Origin of the sequence: Streptomyces sp. HUAS ZL42, from assembly GCF_040782645.1 — a bacterium.
Classification (GTDB): Bacteria; Actinomycetota; Actinomycetes; order Streptomycetales; family Streptomycetaceae; genus Streptomyces.
On record NZ_CP160403.1, the window covers coordinates 2,785,474 to 2,802,223 of the forward strand.

Genomic DNA, 16,750 nt, shown 5'->3' on the forward strand with positions numbered 1-16,750 from the left:
GGCCTAAGGCAGCACCGCGAAGCCGTCGAGTTCCACCAGCGCCTGTTCGTCCCACAGGCGCACCACCTCGACGACCGCCATCGCCGGGTAGTCGCCCCCCGCCAACCGGCGCCAGATGCGGCCGAGTTCGCGGGCGTGGGTGCGGTAAGCGGCGACGTCCGTGGCGTAGACCGTGACGCGGGCGAGGTCGGACGGGCTGCCTCCCGCCGCCGTCAGCGCGTCCAGCAGGTTCGTCAGGGCCCGCTCGAACTGTTCCGGCAGGTGCTCGCCGGTCACCTTGCCGTCGGTGTCGAGGGCCGTCTGGCCCGCCAGGAAGACCAGCCGGGAGCCGGTGGCGACGACGGCGTGCGAGAAGCCGGTGGGCGGGCAGAGGCCGGGCGGGTTGATGCGCTCCGCGCTCATGTGACCTCCACGTTCGGGACCTCGACGTTCGGGACCTCGACGTTGGGGACCTCCACGTGCGCGTACAACTCCTTGGCGATGATGCCGCGTTGGACCTCGGTCGCCCCCTCGTATACACGGGGCGCGCGCACCTCGCGATAAAGGTGTTCGAGGGGATGGCCGCGCTGCAGCGCCCGGGCGCCGTGCAGTTGGACGGCCGCGTCGACGACGTACTGCGCGGTCTCCGTCGCCAGCAGCTTCGCCATCGCGGCCCGCTTCGGGACGTCCGGTGCGCCTTCGTCGTACGCCGTCGCCGCCGCGTACACCATCAGACGGGCCGCCTCGGTGCGCAGCGCCATCTCGGCGACCTGGTGGGCGACGGTCTGGAGGTCCTTCAGCTTGCCGCCGAAGGCGTCCCGCCCGGCCGTGTGGGCGAGGGTCGCGTCCAGCGCCACCTGTGCCATGCCGACCGCGAAGGCACCGACGCTGGGGCGGAAGAGATTGAGGGTGCCCATGGCGACCCGGAAGCCGCGGCCGGGCTCGCCGAGCACGTCGCCCGCGGTGACGGGTACGGCGTCGAAGGCCAGGGCTCCGATGGGGTGCGGGGAGAGCATGTCGAGGGCGGTGCCGGTGAGGCCGGGGCGGTCGGCGGGGACGAGGAACGCGGTGACGCCCCGGGCGCCGGCTCCGGGGCCCGTACGCGCGAAGACGGTGTAGAAGTCGGCCTCGGGGGCGTTGGAGATCCAGCGCTTCTCGCCGGTGAGCCGCCAGCCGGACGGGCCGTCCGGGTCGGCCGCCAGCGACAGCGCCGCCGCGTCCGACCCCGCCCCCGGCTCGCTCAGCGCGAACGCCGCCACCGCCGTGCCGTCCGCCACTCGGGGCAACCAGCGACTGCGCTGTTCGGGGGTGCCGTGGGCGTGGACGGGGTGGGCGCCCAGGCCCTGCAGGGCGAGCGCGGTCTCCGCCTCCGTGCAGACGTACGCGAGGGACTCCCGCATCAGACAGAGGTCGACGGCTCCGGAGGTGAACAGACGGGACAGCAGCCCGAGTTGGCCGAGTTCGGCGACGAGGGGGCGGTTGACATGACCCGGTTCGCCCTTGTCCACGAGGGGGCGCAGCCGTTCGGCTGCCAGGGTGCGCAGCTCCGCACACCAGGCGATTTGTTCCGGTTCGAACGAGAATACGGGCATTGCCGGTCCTCTCTCCGTGGCGTACGGCCACCTCCCTCCCACGATATCGCGCGCCATTGACTGTCGTCACCAACGCGATACGCTCCTTGCGCGAGCCCACCCAGACGCCCACCAGGCAAGGGGGCGAACCGCCATGAACGTCTCGGCCCACGTCGACACCTTCGCGCGGGACCACCTCCCGCCGCCCGACCAGTGGCCCGACCTCCGCTTCGACCTGCCGGAGCTGCACTACCCCGAACGGCTGAACTGCGCCGCGGAACTGCTCCACGGCCCTCCCGACGACCGGCCGGTGTTCCGCACACCCACGGCACCCACCTGGACGTACGGCGAGCTGCGCGCCCGCGTCGACCGCATCGCGCACGTCCTCACCCGCGACCTCGGCGTCGCCCCCGGCAACCGGGTGCTGCTGCGCGGCCCCACCACCCCCCTGCTGGCCGCCTGCTGGCTGGCGGTGCTGAAGGCGGGCGCGATCGCCGTCACCGTGCTGGCCCAGCAGCGCCCGCACGAGCTGACCACGATGTGCGAGATCGCGCAGGTCCGGCACGCGCTGTGCGACATCCGTGCCGTCGACGACCTCGCCAAGGCGGAGGTGCCGGGGCTGCGCATCACGACGTACGGAGGTGACGGCCCCGAGGACCTCCTGAACCGTCCGGTGCCGAGCACGCCGTTCACCGCCGTGGACACCGCGGCCGACGACGTGGCGCTGATCGCCTTCACCTCGGGCACCACCGGCCGACCCAAGGGGTGCATGCACTTCCACCGGGACGTGCTGGCGATCGCCGACACCTTCTCGCGGCACGTGCTCCGGCCGCGCCCGGACGACGTCTTCGCGGGCAGTCCCCCGCTCGGCTTCACCTTCGGCCTCGGCGGGCTGGTCGTCTTCCCGCTGCGGGCCGGCGCGTGCGCCCTGCTCCTCGAACAGGCCGGCCCCAAGCAGCTGTTGCCCGCGATCGCCGAGCACCGCGTCTCGGTCCTGTTCACCGCGCCGACCGCCTACCGCGCGATGCTCGACGACCTCGACGCGTACGACAGCTCGTCCCTGCGCCGCTGCGTCTCCGCGGGAGAGAACCTGCCCGCCGCCACCTGGCACGCCTGGCACGAACGGACCGGGCTGCGGATCATCAACGGCATCGGCGCCACCGAGCTGCTGCACATCTTCATCTCCGCGGCCGACGAGCGGATCAGGCCCGGGACCACGGGCGTTCCCGTTCCCGGGTGGCAGGCGCGCGTGCAGGACGCGAACGGGGAGCCGGTGCCCGACGGGGAGCCAGGGCTGCTGGCGGTGCGCGGGCCGGTCGGCTGCCGCTACCTCGCCGATCCACGGCAGCGGCAGTACGTGCACGGCGGCTGGAACCTCACCGGCGACACCTACGTCCGCGAGGCCGACGGCTACTTCCGGTACGTCGCCCGCGCCGACGACATGATCATCTCGGCCGGGTACAACATCGCCGGTCCGGAGGTCGAGGAGGCGCTGCTGCGTCATCCGGATGTCGCCGAGGCGGCGGTCGTCGGGCAGCCCGACGAGGCACGCGGGCAGGTGGTCGTGGCGTACGCGGTCCTCAAAGAGGGCGCGCGGCAGGACGCGGAGGCGCTGCGCGCCTTCGTCAAGGCGGAGCTGGCTCCGTACAAGTGCCCGCGCGAGATCGTCTTCCTGGACGCGCTGCCGCGCACGGCGACCGGGAAGCTCCAGCGGTTCAAACTGCGCACCGAAGGCGCACAGCCGACGACACCGATGGTGACCAGCACCGATGCCGAAGACCTAAGATGATCAACGTGTCCGACCAGCATGCTCCACGGTCTTTGATCGTCACGCTCTACGGCGCGTACGGCCGCTTCATGCCCGGCGCCGTGCCCGTCGCCGAGCTGATCCGGCTGCTCGCCGCGGTCGGCGTGGACGCGCCCTCCGTACGCTCCTCGGTGTCCCGGCTGAAGCGGCGAGGGCTCCTCGTGCCGGCCCGTACGGCGCAGGGCGCGGCCGGTTACGAACTGTCGCCGGACGCCCGCCAGCTGCTCGACGACGGCGACCGGCGCATCTACGCCACGGCGCCGCCGCGGGACGAGGGCTGGGTGCTGGCGGTGTTCTCGGTGCCGGAGTCGGAGCGGCAGAAGCGGCATGTGCTGCGGTCGCGGCTGGCCGGCCTCGGCTTCGGCACGGCGGCGCCCGGCGTGTGGATCGCCCCGGCACGCCTGTACGAGGAGACGCGGCACACCCTGCAGCGGCTGCGGCTCGATCCGTACGTCGACTTCTTCCGCGGCGAGCACCTCGGCTTCGCACCGACCGTCGAGACCGTCGCCCGCTGGTGGGACCTGGCGGCGATCGCCAAGGAGCACGAGGCCTTCCTCGACCGCCACGCGCGCGTGCTGCACGACTGGGAGCAGCGGGCGGACACCCCGCCCGAGGAGGCGTACCACGACTACCTCCTCGCCCTGGACTCCTGGCGCCACCTGCCCTACACCGACCCCGGCCTGCCCGTCGGCCTGCTCCCCTCGGACTGGCCGGGCATGCGCTCGGCGGCGGTGTTCCAGGGCCTGCACGAGCGGCTCAGGGACGCGGGCGCCGAGTTCGCCGGGGTGTGACCGTTTCCGGGGAGCACGACGAGGGTCAGGTCCCCAGCGTCAGGCGGGGCTTGGGGGCGTCCGTACGTCCGGTCTGCGGGCGGCGGCTGCCCGCCCGGTAAGGCGCCGGCCAGACGACGCCCGGCCCCGTGTAGCCCTGCTCGGCGGCCGCGTGCAGCGTCCAGTGCGGGTCGTAGAGGTGCGGGCGGGCCAGCGCGCACAGGTCCGTGCGCCCGGCCAGGATCAGCGAGTTGACGTCGTCCCAGGAGGAGATCGCGCCGACCGCGATCACAGGGATGCCGACCTCGTGGCGGATGCGGTCCGCGAACGGTGTCTGGTACGACCGTCCGAACTCCGGCCGGTCGTCGGCCACCACCTGCCCGGTCGACACGTCGATCGCGTCGGCCCCGTGCGCGGCGAACGCGCGGGCGATCTCGACTGCGTCCTCGGCGGTGGTGCCGCCCTCCGCCCAGTCGGTGGCGGAGATGCGCACGGTCATGGGTCGTTCCTCCGGCCACACCGTGCGGACGGCGTCGAAGACCTCCAGCGGGAAGCGCAGCCGCCGTTCGAGCGAGCCGCCATAGGCGTCCGTACGGGTGTTGGTCAGCGGGGAGAGGAAGCCGGACAGCAGATAGCCGTGGGCGCAGTGCAGTTCGAGGAGGTCGAAGCCGGCCCGGGCAGCACGCCAGGCGGCCGAAGTGAACTGCTCGCGGATGTCGGTGAGCTGGGCGCGGGACAGCTGGCGCGGGGTCTGGCTGCCCTCCTTGTACGGCAGCGGGGACGCGGCCACCAACGGCCAGTTGCCGTCCTCCAGCGGCTCGTCCATGCCCTCCCACATCAGCCTGGTCGAGCCCTTGCGACCGGAGTGGCCGAGCTGCACGCCGATCGCGGTGCCCGGCGCCTGCCGGTGCACGAAGGCGGCGATCCGCTTCCAGGCCTCGGCCTGCCGTCCGGTGTAGAGGCCGGTGCAGCCGGGCGTGATCCGGCCCTCCTCGCTCACGCACACCATCTCGGTCATCACCAGGCCGGCGCCCCCGAGCGCCCGGGCGCCCAGGTGGACGAGGTGGAAGTCGCCGGGGACCCCGTCGGTCGCCGAGTACATGTCCATGGGCGAGACGACGACCCGGTTGCGCAGGCTCAGGCCGCGCAGCCGGAACGGCGTGAACATCGGGGGCGTGCCGGGCGGGCAGCCGAACTCCCGCTCCACGGCTTCGGTGAAGCCGGAGTCGCGCAGGCGGAGGTTGTCGTGGGTGACGCGGCGGCTGCGGGTGAGGAGGTTGAAGGCGAACTGGCGGGGCGGCTGGTCGAGGTACAGGGCGAGGTTCTCGAACCACTCCAGGCTGGCGCGGGCGGCACGCTGGGTGGAGGCGACGACCGGCTTGCGCTCCTCCTCGTAGGCGGCCAACGCGCCGGGCAGATCGGGTTGTTCCTCCAGACAGGCCGCGAGCGCGAGCGCGTCCTCGACGGCGAGCTTGGTGCCGGAGCCGATGGAGAAGTGGGCGGTGTGGGCGGCGTCGCCCAGCAGCACCACATTGCCGTGCGACCACCGCTCGTTGACCACCGTACGGAACGTGGTCCACGCCGACTTGTTGGACTTCAGCGGCCTGCCGCCGAGCGCGTCCGCGAAGATCTTGGCGCAGCGTTCGATCGACTCGCGTTCGTCGAGCCCGTCGAAGCCGGCGGCGCGCCACACCTCCTCGCGCATCTCGACGATGACGGTGGAGGCGTCGGCCGCATACGGGTAGCCGTGCAGCTGCATCACACCGTGCTCGGTCTCGGCGATCTCGAAGCGGAAGGCGTCGAAGGCGAAACCGGCGGCGAGCCAGATGTAGCGGCAGCGGTGCGTGGCGATACGCGGGCGGAACACGTCGGCGAAGGCCTCGCGGGTGGTGCTGTGCACTCCGTCGGCGGCGACGACCAGGTCGTACGTCTCCGCCAGCCACGCCGGGTACGGGGCCTCCGTACGGAAGCGCAGCTCGACGCCGAGGTCGCGGCAGCGGTCGTGCAGGATCTCCAGGAGCCTGCGCCTGCCCAGGGCGGCGAAGCCGTGTCCGCCGGAGGTCTGGCGGGTGTTTCGGTGGACGATGTCGATGTCGTCCCAGCGGATGAAGTCCTTCTGGAGGGACTCGTAGACCGCCGGGTCCGCATGTTCGATGCCGCCGAGGGTTTCGTCCGAGAGGACGACGCCGAAGCCGAAGGTGTCGTCCGGGGCGTTGCGTTCCCAGACGGTGACTTCACGCGACGGGTCGAGGCGCTTCAGCAACGCAGCTGCGTACAGCCCTCCGGGGCCTCCGCCGGTGATCGCAATGCGTTGGGGGTGGCTCGTGTTCTCCGGCGACTGCGGGTGGTGTGTAGCCGGTCGCGCAGTTCCCCGCGCCCCTTGGGTCGGCACGGTTACCGCCCCCTCCACTTCGGCGGTCGCTTCTCCTTGAACGCCGCGTGGAACTCTGCGTAGTCCTCGCCGTTCATCAACAACGCCTGGGTCGAGGCGTCCAATTCCACCGCTGCCGCCAGGGGCATGTCCAGTTCCGCTGTGAGCAGTGCCTTTGTCTGGGCGTACGCCAGGGCCGGGCCGTCGGCCAGGCGGCGGGCCAGGGTCTGGGCGGACTCGTCGGCTCGGCCCTCCTCCGTCAGTTCGCTGATCAGGCCGATCCGTTCGGCCTCGGGGGCCCGTACCGGCTCGCCCAGCATGAGGAGGCGGGTCGCATGGCCGAGGCCGACGACCCGGGGCAGCAGATAGGCCGCCCCCATGTCGCCGCCGGACAGGCCGACCCGGGTGAAGAGGAAGGCGAATCGAGCGGTGGGGTCGGCGACCCGGAAGTCCGCCGCGAGCGCCAGCACGGCTCCCGCGCCCGCCGCCACGCCGTGCACCGCCGCGATCACCGGGAACGGACACTCCCGCACGGCCCGCACGACCTGCCCCGTCATCCGGTTGAAGTCGAGCAGTTCGGCGGTGTCCATGGACAGGGTCGCGCCGATGATCTCGTCGACGTCGCCGCCGGAGCAGAAGCCGCGCCCCTCGCCTGCCAGCACCAGAGCCCGTACGGAACGCTCCCGGGACAGCTGGGCGAGCAGGTCGCGCAGGTCGGCGTAGGCGCCGAAGGTGAGCGCGTTGAGTTTGGCGGGGCGGGCCAGGGTGACGGTGGCGACCCCGTCGGTGTGCTCGACGCGCAGATGCCGCCAGTCGGAGGTGCGGGCGGCGGAGCCGGTGAAGGGACTCATGATGTGCGGCCTCCTCGGACGGTGGCGCGGGCACGGCCTCACGGAGCTCTACTCCTCGAAGTTATCACCGATCCGTGACTGTCGTCACGAGTGCGCGATACCCCGTCACGATGTGACCGAACCCCGTCAGGTAGTCGATAGCCGCGTAACAGCGGGAGCAGCCGCGCGAGACGGGCCGTTGGCGTGGGTAAGCCGCCCGGTACCGGGGCCGAAGGTCCCGGACGGTGCCCGCCGAGGGACGCTGACGGGGGGCGCCGTACGATTCGTAATGCCGAAAGCAGGTCAGCCTGCGCCATGAACGGACCCGCCGTGCAAGAACGCCCCTCCGCCTCTGCCTCATGGCGCATCGCGCTGCCGCATTCCGCCGCGGCGGTGCCCGTGGCCCGCGCTCTGGTCCGTACGGCGCTGGCGGAGCTGGAGCACGGGGCGGACTGCGACACCGCGGAGCTGCTGACCGCGGAGCTGGTCGCGAACGCGGTGGAGCACACGGTCGGGGGCGCGCCGATAGAGCTGGTGGTGGAGCTGCTGCCGACCGGCTGCAAGGTGGAGGTGCACGACCCGGATCCGGCACCGCCCGGTGACCTCACCCGCCCCGGCCGCGGCGCACCCGACCCCTGGCAGGAGCACGGCCGTGGTCTGCTGCTGATCCGTGCCCTCAGCTCGTCCTGCGGTCACCGTGCGACGGCGTCCGGCAAGGCCGTGTGGTTCCGGTTGCCGGTGGTGCCGCGGCAGCGGCGCCCGATCTGACCCGTTCAGCCGAGGGTCGCGACCAATACCGCCTTGATCGTGTGCAGCCGGTTCTCCGCCTCGTCGAACACGACCGAGTGAGCCGACTCGAAGACCTCGTCCGTCACTTCCAGCGACTCCAGGCCGTGCGATTCGTAGATCTCGCGGCCGACCTTGGTGCCGAGGTCGTGGAAGGCCGGCAGACAGTGCAGGAACTTGACGTCCGGGTTGCCGGTGGCGCGCAGGACGTCCATGGTCACCGCGTACGGGACCAGGGCCTCGATGCGCTCGACCCAGACCTCCTTGGGCTCGCCCATGGAGACCCAGACGTCGGTGGCGACGAAGTCGGCGCCCGCCACGCCCTCCTGGAGTGACTCGGTGAGCGTGACGCGCGCGCCGCTGGTCTCGGCGAGCTCGCGGGCCCGGTCGACGATCTCCTGGGCGGGCCAGTAGGACTTCGGGGCGACGATGCGCACGTCCATGCCGAGCAGGGCGCCGGTGACCAGGTAGGAGTTGCCCATGTTGAAGCGGGCGTCGCCGAGGTAGGCGAAGGCGATCTCCTCGAGCGGCTTGCCGCTGTGCTCGGTCATGGTGAGCACGTCGGCGAGCATCTGGGTGGGGTGCCAGTCGTCGGTGAGGCCGTTGTAGACGGGGACGCCCGCGTACGCGGCGAGCTCCTCGACCTTGGCCTGACTGTCCCCGCGGTACTCGATCCCGTCGTACATCCGGCCCAGCACGCGCGCGGTGTCCTTCACCGACTCCTTGTGGCCGATCTGGGAGCCGGACGGGTCGAGGTACGTCGTCGACGCGCCCTGGTCGGCGGCGGCGACCTCGAACGCGCAGCGGGTGCGCGTCGAGGTCTTCTCGAAGATCAGCGCGATGTTCCGGCCCCGCAGGTACTGCGTCTCGGTCCCGGCCTTCTTGGCGGCCTTCAGCTCGGCGGCCAGCTCGATCAGGCCGCGGAACTCCTCCTCGGTGAAGTCCAGCTCCTTGAGGAAGTGGCGGCCGGCGAGGGCGGTCGGGACAGTCGCCATGGGGGCGCTCCAGAGGTACGGGAACAGGGCTCTGGAAGTCTATACGATGAATAGCATTTCTATACAGAGCCTGCTCCTACACCGCTTCCCGCTCGACCGGACAGCTCATGCACCGCGGTCCACCCCTCCCCCGGCCCAGCTCGCTGCCCGGGATCTCTATCACCTCGATGCCCTGTTTGCGCAGATGCGTGTTGGTGGTGGCGTTGCGCTCGTAGGCGACGACGACGCCCGGTTCGACGGCGAGGACGTTGCAGCCGTCGTCCCACTGCTCGCGCTCGGCCGCGTGCACGTCCTGGGTGGCGGTCAGAACACGGATCTCGCTCAGCCCGAGCGCGGCGGCGATGGCCCGGTGCATGTGCTCCGGCGGATGGTCGGTGACCTTCAGTTCCTTGTCGCCCGCCCCCGGCTCGATGGTGTACGAGCGGAGCATGCCGAGCCCCGCGTACTGCGTGAAGACGTCGCCGTCGACCATCGTCATCACCGTGTCGAGGTGCATGAGGGCGCGTCGCTTGGGCATGTCGAGGGCCACGATCGTCTGGGCGGAGCCCGCGGCGAACAGCTTGTGCGCGAGCATCTCGACGGCCTGCGGCGTGGTGCGCTCGCTCATGCCGATGAGGACCGCCCCGTTGCCGATGACCAGCACGTCCCCGCCCTCGATGGTGGACGGGTAGTCGGCCTGCCCCTCGGACCACACGTTGAACGTCTCGTCGCGGAAGAGGGGGTGGTGGCGGTAGATCGCCTCGAAGTGGACCGTCTCGCGCTGCCGGGCGGGCCAGCGCATGGCGTTGATGGAGACTCCGTCGTAGATCCAGGCGGAGGTGTCGCGGGTGAAGAGGTGGTTGGGGAGCGGGTCGAGCAGGAAGTCGTCGAGTTCCATGACATGGAAGCGCACGGAGGTCGGCTCCGGGTGGGCGTCCAGGAACTCGCGTTTGGTCATGCCGCCGACCAGGGCCTCGGCCAGCTCGCGCGCGGGCAGGTTCTCGAAGGCGGCACGGAGATGGTCGGTGGCGAGCACCCCGTACTCCTTCTCGTCGAAGACCCGGTCCAGGACGAGCGATCTGGCCGCCGGGATCTCCAGGGCCTCGGTGAGCAGGTCGCCGAAGAGGTGGACGGCGACTCCGCGGTCGCGGAGCACGTCCGCGAACCCGTCGTGCTCGGCGCGCGCCCGGCGCACCCAGAGCACGTCGTCGAAGAGGAGCAGGTCCTTGTTGCTGGGGGTGAGCCTTTTGAGCTCGAGATCCGGCCGGTGCAGGATGACGCGGCGCAGCCGCCCGGCCTCGGAGTCGACATGGAATCCCATGTATCCATCCTGACCACCGAAGACCGTGTTCGCCCTCTGCTCGACCGTTTCCGCACGAGGTTGTTTTCGTCCCCTTGACGACAACCGGGCCGGGCGATTATCGTCGCATTGACGAAAATCAGGGAGGGGGCCGCATGGCCGACATCACCCGGCGCCTGGGCTGGCGCCATCTGCGCGGCGCGCCGACGGCGCACGTCCGGCACCACCGCTCGGGCCGGCTGGTGCACGACGGGCCGGGGCTCAGCTTCTGGTTCCGCGCGCTGTCCGCCGCGCTGTCCGAGGTACCGGTCGACGACCGCGAACTGGCGATGACCTTCCATGCCCGTACGGCCGACTTCCAGGACGTGGCGGTGCAGGCGACGGTCACCTACCGGATCAGCGACCCGGGCGTGGCGGCCGCACGCCTCGATTTCTCCATCGACCCGGACACGGGCGTCTGGCGGGGCGCGCCCCTCGAACAGCTCGGCACCCTGCTGACGGAGACGGCACAGCAGCACGCGCTGGACGTGCTCGCCCGTACGCCGCTGTCGGCGGCGCTGGTCGACGGCGTGACGGCGGTGCGCGAACGCGTCGCGGCGGGCCTGGCCGCCGAGCCCCGCCTCCCCGCCACCGGCATCGAGATCGTGGCCGTCCGTGTGGTGGCGCTGCGCCCGGAGCCGGAGGTGGAGCGGGCCCTGCGCACACCGGCGCGCGAACAGATTCAGCAGGAGGCCGACCGGGCGACGTACGAGCGCCGGGCCGTGGCCGTCGAGCGGGAACGCACGATCGCCGAGAACGAGCTGGCCAGCCAGATCGAACTGGCCCGCCGTGAGGAACAGTTGGTCGAACAGCGGGGCACGAACGCCCGCCGCGAGGCGGAGGAGCACGCGGCCGCGGACAAGGTGCGGGCGGAGGCGGAGGCGGCGCGGACGGTACGGCTGTCCCAGGCCGAGGCCGCCCGCCAGGTCGAGCTCGCCGACGCCGAGGCACAGCGCACCGAGCGGCTCGCCGGGGCGGAGGCCGCGCGCACGGTGAAGCTGGCGGAGGCCGAGGCGGCCCGGTCCGTACGCGTCGCCCGCGCGGAGGCCGAAGCCGCGCGCGAGGTGGGTGAGGCGCGGGCGCAGGCCCAGGCGGCCTGGCTGCGGGTGCACGCGGACGTCGACGTCGCCACGCTGCACGCCCTCACCGGCACGCGGCTCGCGGAGAACCTGCCGAACATCGACAGCGTGACCATCTCGCCGGACGTACTCACGGGACTGCTCGCCCGGCTCGGCAACGGAGAGCGGGCGTGAGTCTCGCCCCGCGGGCCGTGCTGGTCCATCGCACCACGGAGTACGAGGAGCTGGTGGCCCGGCACAGCACGCACGGACAGGCCGCCTTCTTCCTCTCCTCCCGGGGCCGCGACATCGAGGAGGTCGCCGAACGCCACCGCCGCACCCGCCGGGCGCTGGCCGAGGTGACCTCCGCCATCCCTCTGACGTGGCGTCAGGCACAGGTCGAGCGGGGGGACCTGGACCGCTTCCTGTTCGCGCCCGAGGACGTGGTGGTCGTGGTCGGGCAGGACGGGCTCGTGGCGAACGTGGCCAAGTACCTCGCGGGACAGCCGGTGGTGGGGATCGACACCGATCCCGGGCGCAATCCGGGGGTTCTCGTGCGCCACCGGCCGCGGGACGCGGCGGCGCTGCTGCCGGCGGTCCTCGCCCGGGCCACGGGCGTCGAGGAACGCACCATGGTCGAGGCCGTCGCCGACGACACGCAACGGCTGGTCGCCCTCAACGAGATCTACCTGGGCGCCGCCGGCCACCAGACGGCCCGTTACCGCCTGGGGCTCGACGACGACGGGGGTGCCGTCGAGACCCAGGCCTCGTCCGGGGTGCTGGTGGGGACGGGGACCGGGGCGACCGGATGGATCCGGTCGGTGTGGCAGGAGCGGGGCGGCGGCGCGCTCCTGCCCGCTCCCACGGAGGACCGCCTGCTGTGGTACGTCCGCGAGGCCTGGCCGTCGCCGGCCACCGGAACGTCCCTCGTCGCGGGCGAACTGACCGGCCCCGCGTCCCTGCGCCTCACCGTCGAGTCCGAGCGGCTGGTCGCCTTCGGGGACGGAATGGAGGGCGACGCGGTGCAGCTGACGTGGGGGCAGTCGGTGCGGGTGGGGGTGTGCGGGGAGCGGTTGCGGCTCGTCGGCTGAACCGCTCCCCACCACCCCGTCACAGACGGGGGTCCACCGGCTCCGACTCCAGCGCCAGCACCCCGAACACCGCCTCGTGCACCCGCCACAGCGGCTCGCCCTCGGCCAGCCGGTCCAGGGCCTCGAGACCGAGCGCGTACTCGCGGATCGCCAGCGACCGCTTGTGGTTCAGGAACCGCTGACGCAGCCGGGCGAGGTTGTCGGGCCGCGTGTACTCCGGACCGTAGATGATCCGCAGGTACTCACGGCCCCGGCACTTGATGCCGGGCTGCACCAGGCGGCCCTCGGGGCTGCGCACCACACCGCCGAGCGGCTTGACGACCATGCCCTCGCCGCCGCGGCCGGTCATCTCCAGCCACCAGTCGACGCCCACCTGCACCGACTCGGGGTCACCGGTGTCGACGTACAGGCGGCGGGTGGTCCGGAGCAGACCGGTGCCGTCGTGCTCCACCAGCCGGTCGAGCAGCGCGAGCTGTTCGTCGTGGGGGAGGCCGGCGAGGCTGCGTCCCTGGACCGCGAGGATCTGGAACGGAGCCAGACGTATGCCGTCCAGGCCGTCCGTGGTCCAGCAGTAGCGGCGGTACGCCTCCGTGAACGCGGCGGCGTCGGACGCCCGTTCACGCTGGCGCCCCAGCAGGTCCGTGACGTCGACACCCCGCGCGGCCGCACCCTCCAGCGCGGCCAGCGCACCCGGGAACACCGCCCCGGACGCGGCGCCCACGGCCGCGTACTGCGACCGCAGCAGCCCGGACGCCTTCAGCGACCACGGCATCAGCTCGGCGTCCAGCAGGAGCCAGTCCGTGGCGAGTTCGTCCCAGAGGCCGGCCTCGGTGACCGCCGTGCGCACGCGGCCGAGGATCTCCTCCGTGACGGACTCGTCGTCGAAGAAGGGACGGCCGGTACGGGTGTACAGCGAGCCGGTCGGCCCTCCCCCACTCTCGGCTACGCTCGAGCGGGAGGTGCCCCCAACCCCGAAGCGCTTGGCGGCCGCCTCCGCGTCCCGGCACACCAGCGCCACCGCCCGCGACCCCATGTGCTTCTCCTCGCACACGACCCGCTCGACACCGTCGTCCCTGTACTGGGCGAAGGCCTCGGCCGGGTGCTCGAGGTACCCCTCGATGTGGGAAGTGGCCGTCGGTGCCATCGTCGGCGGCAGGTACGGCAGCAGGCGCGGGTCGACCGCGAAGCGGCTCATCACCTCCAGGGCCGCGGCCGCGTTCTCCTCACGGATCGAGACGCGGCCCTGGTGCCGGGTCTCGACGACCCGCCGGCCGTGTACGTCCGCCAGGTCCAGCGGGCGGCCGTCGTGCCCGCCGGGCGCCTCCGACTTCAAGGGCTTCGCCGGCTCGTACCAGACCCGCTCGGCAGGTACGTCGGCCAGCTCCCGCTCCGGCCAGCGCAGCGCGGTCAGCTTGCCGCCGAAGACGGCGCCGGTGTCCAGGCAGATGGTGTTGTTGAGCCAGGTGGCCTCCGGGACGGGGGTGTGTCCGTAGACGACGGCCGCCCGGCCCCGGTAGTCCTCCGCCCACGGGTAGCGCACCGGCAGGCCGAACTCGTCCGTCTCGCCGGTCGTGTCGCCGTACAGCGCGTGCGAGCGGACCCGGCCCGACGTACGGCCGTGGTACTTCTCCGGCAGACCGGCGTGGCAGACGACAAGCCGGCCGCCGTCGAGGACGTAGTGGCTGACCAGGCCGTCGATGAACTCGCGTACCTCCTGCTTGAACTCCTCGCTCTCGCCCTCCATCTGCTCGATGGTCTCGGCGAGCCCGTGCGTGTGCTGGACCTTGCGGCCCCTGAGGTACCGCCCGTACTTGTTCTCGTGGTTGCCGGGCACGCACAGGGCGTTGCCCGACCCGACCATCGCCATCACCCGGCGCAGCACGCCCGGGCTGTCCGGGCCGCGGTCGACGAGGTCGCCGACGAAGACCGCCGTACGGCCGTCGGGGTGGACGCCGTCGACGTAGCCCAACTTGCCGAGCAGTGCCTCCAGTTCGAAGGAGCAGCCGTGGATGTCGCCGATGATGTCGAAGGGGCCGGTGAGGTGGGTCAGGTCGTTGAACCGCTTCTCGGTGACGACCGTGGCCTGCTCGACCTCCTCGACGCCCCGCAGGACGTGCACCTTGCGGAAGCCCTCGCGCTCCAGGTGCCTGAGGGACCGCCGGAGTTCGCGGGCGTGGCGCTGGATGACCCGGCGCGGCATGTCGGCCCGGTCGGTGCGGGCCGCGTTGCGCTCGGCGCACACCTCCTCCGGGACGTCGAGCACGATGGCGATGGGCAGCACGTCGTACTTCCTGGCCAGGTCGATCAGCTGGCGGCGGGCGTCCTGCTGCACGCTGGTCGCGTCGACGACGGTGCGCCGGCCGGCCGCGAGCCGCTTGCCCGCGATGTAGTGCAGCACGTCGAAGGCGTCCTTCGTCGCGCTCTGGTCGTTGTCGTCGTCGGAGACCAGGCCCCGGCAGAAGTCGGAGGAGATGACCTCGGTGGGCTTGAAGTGGCGCCGGGCGAAGGTGGACTTGCCCGAGCCGGAGGCGCCGACGAGGACGACGAGGGAGAGGTCGGTGACGGGCAGGACGCGGCCCTTCGTGGTGTCGGTCATGCCGCCTTCGCCTCCTTCTCGTTCATGGTCTTCATGCTGAACACCGCCATCTGTGTGGGCGGCCCCACCTCCGGGTCGTCCGGGCCGACGGGTACGAACTCCACGCCGTACCCATGCCGTTCGGCCACCGTCCGCGCCCACGTCCGGAACTCCTCGCGCGTCCACTCGAAGCGGTGGTCGCCGTGCCGGACGTGTCCGGCCGGGAGGGACTCCCAGCGGACGTTGTACTCGACGTTCGGGGTCGTCACGAGGACCGTGCGGGGCCGGGCCGAGCCGAACACCGCGTACTCCAGGGCCGGCAGCCGCGGCAGGTCGAGGTGCTCGACGACCTCGCTGAGCACGGCGGCGTCATAGCCCCCCAGCCGCTTGTCGGTGTAGGCGAGCGACCCCTGGAAGAGCTGGACGCGGGAGGCCTGCCGCTCCCCCATCCGGTCCAGCTTCAGTCGCCGCGCGGCGATCGTGAGCGCCCGTACGGACACGTCCACGCCGACGATCTCCGCGAACTGGGCGTCCTTGAGCAGCGCCTGCACCAACTGGCCCTGTCCGCACCCGAGGTCGAGCACCCGGGCGGCACCGGACTCCTTGAGCGCCGTGATGATCGCGTCGCGTCGCTGCACGGCGAGCGGGGTCGGCTTCTCCTCGATCTCCGTCTCCGCCTCGACCGCGTTGTCGATCTCCTCGACCTCGCTGTCGTCCGCCTCCGCGAGCCGCACCAGCTCCAGGCGCTCCATCGCCTGCCGGGTCAGCGACCAGCGGCGCGACAGATAGCGGCTGGTGATCAGCTTCTGCTCCGGGTGGTCGGGCAGCCAGCCCTCACCGGCGCGCAGCAGCTTGTCGACCTCGTCGGAAGAGACCCAGTAGTGCTTGGCGTCGTCGAGGACCGGGAGCAGGACGTACAGATGGCGCAGGGCCTGGGCCAGGGTGAGCTCGGAGGACTCCAGGACGAGCCGCACGTACCGCGAGTCGCCCCACTCGGGGAACTCGGTGTCCAGCGGCACCGGTTCGGCCGTGACCGTCCAGCCGAGCGGCTCGAAGAGACGTCGTACGAGGTCGGCGCCGCCGCGGGCGGGCAGCGCGGGCACCTCGATGCGCAGCGGCAGCGGCTGCGCGGCACGCTCGGGGCGGGCGTTGCACACGCCCCGCATCGCGCTGGAGAAGACACCGCTCAGCGCCACGGCGAGCAGCGAGGAGGCCGCGTAGGGGCGGTCGTTGACGTACTGCGCGAGGGCGGCGTCGGGGGCTCCCCCGCGGCCCTTGCCCTTGCCGCGCCGGACCAGTGCCACCGCGTCCACCTCCAGCAGCAGCGCCGCCGTGCAGCGCCGGTCGTCCGCCTCGGGGTAGAAAACGTGCGCCCTGCCGTAGGATGTGGAGAACACCTGCGCGTTCTCGGGATGCTTGTGCAGCAGGAAACCGAGGTCGGTCGCGGGACGTTCGGGGGTGCCGGTGGTGGTGATGGTCAGGAACACGGTGGGTGACCTCGAATTTGCCTTCTGGCCTGCGGATGTTCGCGGCTCAACGTACAGCGAACACCTCGAATCCACTCGGGGTTTTTCGCACGCGCGTCGGAGCGAACCCACG

13 protein-coding genes are annotated in these 16,750 nt (G+C 71.9%); 5 read left to right on the forward strand and 8 right to left on the reverse strand.

The genetic code is table 11. The features are described from left to right. Positions 1–3: 3 nt before the first annotated feature. Together ABZO29_RS12760 and ABZO29_RS12765 are read right to left on the reverse strand one after the other, a co-directional pair. Positions 4–402: a RidA family protein gene (locus tag ABZO29_RS12760; RefSeq protein ID WP_367320304.1), complete on the reverse strand. Its 399-nt coding sequence runs from the start codon at positions 400–402 to the stop codon at positions 4–6. Further along, a complete protein-coding gene (locus tag ABZO29_RS12765) occupies positions 399–1,571 on the reverse strand; it encodes an acyl-CoA dehydrogenase family protein (RefSeq protein WP_367320305.1) in 1,173 nt (390 codons plus the stop codon). Before ABZO29_RS12765 ends, ABZO29_RS12760 begins: the two co-directional genes overlap by 4 nt. Positions 1,572–1,704: 133 nt before the next feature. Between ABZO29_RS12765 and ABZO29_RS12770 the strand changes: the two genes are divergently transcribed. Further along, positions 1,705–3,339, forward strand: coding sequence for an AMP-binding protein (locus ABZO29_RS12770; RefSeq protein WP_367320306.1), 1,635 nt, complete (start codon positions 1,705–1,707; stop codon positions 3,337–3,339). Further along, complete coding sequence (locus tag ABZO29_RS12775) at positions 3,336–4,148, forward strand: PaaX family transcriptional regulator C-terminal domain-containing protein (RefSeq protein WP_367320307.1); 813 nt, start codon at positions 3,336–3,338, stop codon at positions 4,146–4,148. The genes ABZO29_RS12770 and ABZO29_RS12775 overlap by 4 nt, the downstream gene beginning before the upstream one ends. 25 nt (positions 4,149–4,173) lie before the next feature. Here the strand turns inward: ABZO29_RS12775 and ABZO29_RS12780 are convergent, their stop codons facing one another. Together ABZO29_RS12780 and ABZO29_RS12785 are read right to left on the reverse strand one after the other, a co-directional pair. Then, positions 4,174–6,435 carry a bifunctional salicylyl-CoA 5-hydroxylase/oxidoreductase gene (locus tag ABZO29_RS12780; protein WP_367326118.1) on the reverse strand — a complete coding sequence of 754 codons (2,262 nt, stop codon included), beginning with the start codon at positions 6,433–6,435 and terminating at the stop codon, positions 4,174–4,176. An 86-nt stretch (positions 6,436–6,521) separates the two neighbouring features. After that, the gene (locus tag ABZO29_RS12785; protein ID WP_367320308.1) at positions 6,522–7,349 is read right to left on the reverse strand and encodes an enoyl-CoA hydratase family protein; all 828 of its coding nucleotides are present in this window, start codon (positions 7,347–7,349) and stop codon (positions 6,522–6,524) included. A 294-nt stretch (positions 7,350–7,643) separates the two neighbouring features. Between ABZO29_RS12785 and ABZO29_RS12790 the strand changes: the two genes are divergently transcribed. Further along, a complete protein-coding gene (locus ABZO29_RS12790; RefSeq protein ID WP_367320309.1) occupies positions 7,644–8,096 on the forward strand; it encodes an ATP-binding protein in 453 nt (150 codons plus the stop codon). 5 nt (positions 8,097–8,101) lie between these two features. On the opposite strand, the gene argF is transcribed toward ABZO29_RS12790, so the two are convergent. Together argF and ABZO29_RS12800 are read right to left on the reverse strand one after the other, a co-directional pair. Continuing rightward, positions 8,102–9,109: an ornithine carbamoyltransferase gene (argF, locus tag ABZO29_RS12795; RefSeq protein ID WP_367320310.1), complete on the reverse strand. Its 1,008-nt coding sequence runs from the start codon at positions 9,107–9,109 to the stop codon at positions 8,102–8,104. Positions 9,110–9,185: 76 nt separating this feature from the next. Continuing rightward, positions 9,186–10,409 carry an arginine deiminase gene (locus ABZO29_RS12800; protein ID WP_367320311.1) on the reverse strand — a complete coding sequence of 408 codons (1,224 nt, stop codon included), beginning with the start codon at positions 10,407–10,409 and terminating at the stop codon, positions 9,186–9,188. Between the two features lie 134 nt (positions 10,410–10,543). Here ABZO29_RS12800 and ABZO29_RS12805 point away from each other — a divergent pair, with 134 nt between their 5' ends. Next, on the forward strand, positions 10,544–11,680 hold the full coding sequence (locus ABZO29_RS12805) for an SPFH domain-containing protein (RefSeq protein ID WP_367320312.1): 1,137 nt from the start codon (positions 10,544–10,546) through the stop codon (positions 11,678–11,680). Next, complete coding sequence (locus ABZO29_RS12810; protein WP_367320313.1) at positions 11,677–12,576, forward strand: hypothetical protein; 900 nt, start codon at positions 11,677–11,679, stop codon at positions 12,574–12,576. The genes ABZO29_RS12805 and ABZO29_RS12810 overlap by 4 nt, the downstream gene beginning before the upstream one ends. Positions 12,577–12,595: 19 nt before the next feature. On the opposite strand, the gene ABZO29_RS12815 is transcribed toward ABZO29_RS12810, so the two are convergent. After that, on the reverse strand, positions 12,596–15,172 hold the full coding sequence (locus tag ABZO29_RS12815; RefSeq protein WP_367320314.1) for a polynucleotide kinase-phosphatase: 2,577 nt from the start codon (positions 15,170–15,172) through the stop codon (positions 12,596–12,598). After that, positions 15,169–16,638, reverse strand: coding sequence for a 3' terminal RNA ribose 2'-O-methyltransferase Hen1 (locus tag ABZO29_RS12820; protein WP_367320315.1), 1,470 nt, complete (start codon positions 16,636–16,638; stop codon positions 15,169–15,171). Before ABZO29_RS12820 ends, ABZO29_RS12815 begins: the two co-directional genes overlap by 4 nt. Between the last annotated feature and the right edge of the window lie 112 nt (positions 16,639–16,750).